Here is a 3,831-nt window from a genome sequence, read left to right as displayed (position 1 = left end):
AAAAAACTGACTTGGAAACAAGTCGGTTTCTTTTTAAGCAATTTTGATACTTCTTGCCAATAAGATTGATCGATATTTAATCAGTTTGTCATTTTTCTCTGCGTTATCAAGCCAGCGCTTGCTTAAATTATCCCCAATTTCTGCGGACAACTCTTGGGATAAAAATCCACCAATTTTGTACGCCTGAGCGCACATGTATTTAGGGGTTTTGCGGATATTCACAATCCCTTGTATTCAATATCATGAAGTCATAAGAGAACAGGACGTTCCGCAGAATAAAAATAAATAATCGCACAAGGATCGGCGGTACGACAGGAGTCATGCCAAGCGAACCAATACGAAAAAGCCCGACAGGATGTCGGGCTTTTTTTATGGCTTAAATTTCTATAACTGAGTATTGATCTGATAGCGTGTATTACGTCCCCCACCTTCCAATTTGACGATACAACCTTTCTCAAGTAAGTCAGATAAATGACGAGTAGCTGTCGCCTTACTTGTTTTAGCAACTTTTTGATATTGTGACGCGCTAATACCATGTTCAAAGCCATTTTCCCCACCGTCTAATAAACGATTGAGGACTTTGCGCTGTTCTTCACTCAGGGCTAAATTTGAATATTTATGCCAAAACTGGCTTTTAAATAATGTCCGATTGATCTGTACTAAGGTTTTTTCAAGGCTATCATTCAATGTATCTAAAAACCAAACTAGCCAATCGGTGATATCAGAATCATTTTTTTGAGTTTGTTCTAATATCTCATAGTAACTTTTACGTTTATTCAATATCGCAGTAGACATAGCATATAAACGAATGCTCTGTTCATCCATTTGAGCTAAAGAAAGGTCTGTAAGTGTACGTGTAATACGTCCATTACCATCATCAAAAGGATGTAGGGTAACAAACCATAAATGGGTAATACCTGCACGTAACAGAGGATCAAGCAATGAATCATTTAGACTTTGATTAAACCAATCTATGAAGGCATTTAAGCGTTCTTCTAAGCCTTGTCTTGGCGGTGCTTCAAAATGCACTTTAGGATAGTCCAATCGACCTGAAACGACCTGCATAGGCTCTGCCCCCCTAAGTTGACCAATGCGTAAACGGTGCATTGTCCAATCTGGGTCATTGAAAAGCCAACGATGCCACTGCATGAGACGATTAACAGTCAATGGTTGCTTAACATCGTTAAGCGCATCTAGCATGATATTGGCTAAACCTTCTGATCGATCTGAGCTTGGATAAGGCTGTTCAAGTGTGACACCTAAGCGTTGAGCTAGAGATGATCGTAGTGAAAAAACATTGATCGTTTCGTTTTCAATCGCAGATGAAGCAACAAGATTGGCAAGCAGAGTATCTAGGGTGAATTGCTCTTTTGCTAAATCATGCTGACTTTGCCCCAGAATAATCCCTATTTTTTGATGTATCTGTCTGGTTTTAGGTAAGATAACTGAATCTAGCCATGTAAAATTTGTCCAGTTTTCTGCTTGCCAAATCCATTTCTGCATTTTCAATCGCTCATCTAAAATTTCAGATGAGTTGAATATAGCACTTATTCGGCTCATAACAAGAGCCGAATATGATAATTAATCAGCTCATTTTTTATAGGACATTTTAAATAGTTTATCGCATAGACATTTTAATTGGGGAATAACACAAAAAATGGGAGCTAAGCTCCCATTTTTAATGAATATTTTTAAATAAGGCTAGGATGTGCATCTAAGATTCTAATTAATGTTGCCGCTGGTCCTGTCGGATAGCGTCGGCCTTGTTCCCAGTTTTGCAGGGTGCGATGACTGATGTGGAGACGTGCAGCAAATTCGCTTTGACTTAAACCAGTTTTTTCTCGGACTTCCTTAATATCAGGTAATTCAAGTTCGGTTGTTCGACTTGCTTTGATCTCTTTGCGTTTGATTGCTCCAGCTTCTTTAATCGAAGCGACCAAGTCATCAAATAAATTGTTATCCATGAAATTGCTCCTTCACGAGTTGGCGCAGAATGGCGGTTTCTTTATCCGTTAGATCATCTTTTACAGATTTTGGATAAGCCACCAAGAAAAAGATTTGATCATCCTCATTTACCCAATAGTAAATTACTCTGATACCGCCACTTTTACCTTTATTACCTTGAGCGCAACGTACTTTCCGAATGCCACCACCATTCTTGATCAAGTCACCTTTATCAGGTTGAACCAATAGATCTTGTTGAAGTTGACGATATTCCTCATCAGATACAAGGTCTTTGATTTGCTTGGTAAAGATACTAGTTTCAATGAATAACATAGATTCTATGTACGTCAATGGCGTACAAGTATTCTAGCAGTTTCCACATTAAAAAACGAGAGCTGCTGCCCTCTGCTGTTATTCCCAAGTAGAAATGTCCTACCTAATAACCAAATAGAAATGTCCTATATGGACATTTCCAAGTCAAGCACAGGATTTAGATTTCGTTGTTCAATCGCTGTTTTCTGTGCACGTCTGCTTGGCATCTTTTGAGAACGATTACGTTTGTTTTGCTGTTCCAGTTCTTCATGCTGTTGTTGGATATGATTCAGAACAGCACTCAACCGTTTATTCTCAACAATCTCTCGCTGATTCAGCTGACTTAATTTATCGAAGAGGCTGTAATTGATCTTTCGGCTATTATGCATGATGGCTACAGTACCATCCGGGTATTCCAGGAACTCAAGATACTTACCGATCAACCTCTGATTTTCTTCGGTGTTTTCCAAGAGATATACGCATTTATCATAAGTAATCGTCAGGCTATTCGTGACTCTGCGGGGTTCACGCCAAGTAAAAATATCATCTAACTCTTCGGCTGTTTCAGTGATAGGCCGATGTAGATTCTTAGGATTAAAAGCCATCTTGGCGAATTTCTGATTGAACTGCTCAATGAAGCAGGGTAGCCAGGCATTCGCTTGCTCAATCGAACAGATGCCTTTCAGGCGCATCTCCTTGATCAGACGGTCCTGAAGGGTTCTGTTGGCCCGTTCTACACGGCCTTTGGCCTGCGGTGAATTGGCGAAGATGATATCGATATTCAGGGTGCTGAGTACACGTCCAAACTGGGTAATCTTGGTGTCTTTCTTGCTGCTTTGATTCACTCTAAAGACTGAATGTTTGTCGCTGTAAAACGCTAAAGGCTTACCGTGCTGTTCGACATATAAACGTGTTGAAATCATATAGTCAAAAGTTGATTCTGACTCACAGAAGCGTAAATGCTGTAATTTGCCTGTGGCATCATCAATGAACACCAGTAGGCAGCATTTAGCAGCGCGTCCTTCAAACCAGTCATGGTGTGAGCCATCAATTTGGATCAGCTCACCAAAGCAATCCCGGTTGTAACGAGGCTGATACGGGCGCTTCAGGCGCTTGGATCGAGGAATCCATAAGTCAGCTGCAATCATCCAGGAACGCAGGGTTTCTACTGAAAGATCGAATCCATGCACGGTGGTGAGCTTTTCATGCGCTAAAGTGGGTCCGAAACCATGGAGTTGGTCAGAAACAATATTGAGGCATTTGAGTCTGAGTTCTTCAGGAAGTTTGGAATTGCTGATTTGGCCACGACCGGCATGGGCTAATGCAACTGGACCTTGGGCTTTGTATTTCTGCAGTAAGCGTCTGATCTGACGTTCTGAAATATGAAGTAGCTGAGCAGCATGGGATTGAGTTATGCGTTGATCGCAGATTTCCTGCAAGACCGACAATCGTTTAAGTTCTTTATCCGACATAGACACCAACATATCAAACCGTCCGCTAAGGAAATTGCAGAAGTGCATATTCTAAAAGCGGACATTTTTACTTTGGAGAAACCGGACATTTCTATTTTGGAGT

Annotated in this window: 4 protein-coding genes; all 4 read right to left on the bottom strand. The window is 40.7% G+C overall.

Annotation, left to right across the window (positions count from 1 at the left end):
- Positions 1-384 precede the first annotated feature (384 nt).
- A complete protein-coding gene (locus AVJ19_RS20455) occupies positions 385-1,503 on the bottom strand; it encodes a Fic family protein (RefSeq protein WP_111861357.1) in 1,119 nt (372 codons plus the stop codon).
- A gap of 188 nt (positions 1,504-1,691) precedes the next feature.
- Positions 1,692-1,964, bottom strand: coding sequence for a NadS family protein (gene nadS, locus AVJ19_RS20450; RefSeq protein ID WP_111861356.1), 273 nt, complete (start codon positions 1,962-1,964; stop codon positions 1,692-1,694).
- The gene (locus tag AVJ19_RS20445) at positions 1,957-2,277 is read right to left on the bottom strand and encodes a type II toxin-antitoxin system RelE/ParE family toxin (protein ID WP_111861355.1); all 321 of its coding nucleotides are present in this window, start codon (positions 2,275-2,277) and stop codon (positions 1,957-1,959) included. The genes nadS and AVJ19_RS20445 overlap by 8 nt, the downstream gene beginning before the upstream one ends.
- 125 nt (positions 2,278-2,402) lie before the next feature.
- Entirely contained in the window at positions 2,403-3,728 is a 1,326-nt protein-coding gene (locus AVJ19_RS20435) for an ISNCY family transposase (protein ID WP_111861358.1), read from the bottom strand.
- Between the last annotated feature and the right edge of the window lie 103 nt (positions 3,729-3,831).

The organism is Acinetobacter sp. CFCC 10889 (assembly GCF_003268395.1).
Classification (GTDB): domain Bacteria; phylum Pseudomonadota; class Gammaproteobacteria; order Pseudomonadales; family Moraxellaceae; genus Acinetobacter.
This window is presented reverse-complemented; position numbering and strand designations above follow the sequence as displayed.

Bases quoted from the DNA above. Each gene is read 5' to 3' on its own strand.
- nadS (WP_111861356.1), bottom strand. From the start codon at position 1,964: ATGGATAACAATTTATTTGATGACTTGGTCGCTTCGATTAAAGAAGCT.
- AVJ19_RS20445 (WP_111861355.1), bottom strand. From the start codon at position 2,277: ATGTTATTCATTGAAACTAGTATCTTTACCAAGCAAATCAAAGACCTT.
- AVJ19_RS20435 (WP_111861358.1), bottom strand. From the start codon at position 3,728: ATGTCGGATAAAGAACTTAAACGATTGTCGGTCTTGCAGGAAATCTGC.
- AVJ19_RS20455 (WP_111861357.1), bottom strand. From the start codon at position 1,503: ATGCAGAAATGGATTTGGCAAGCAGAAAACTGGACAAATTTTACATGG.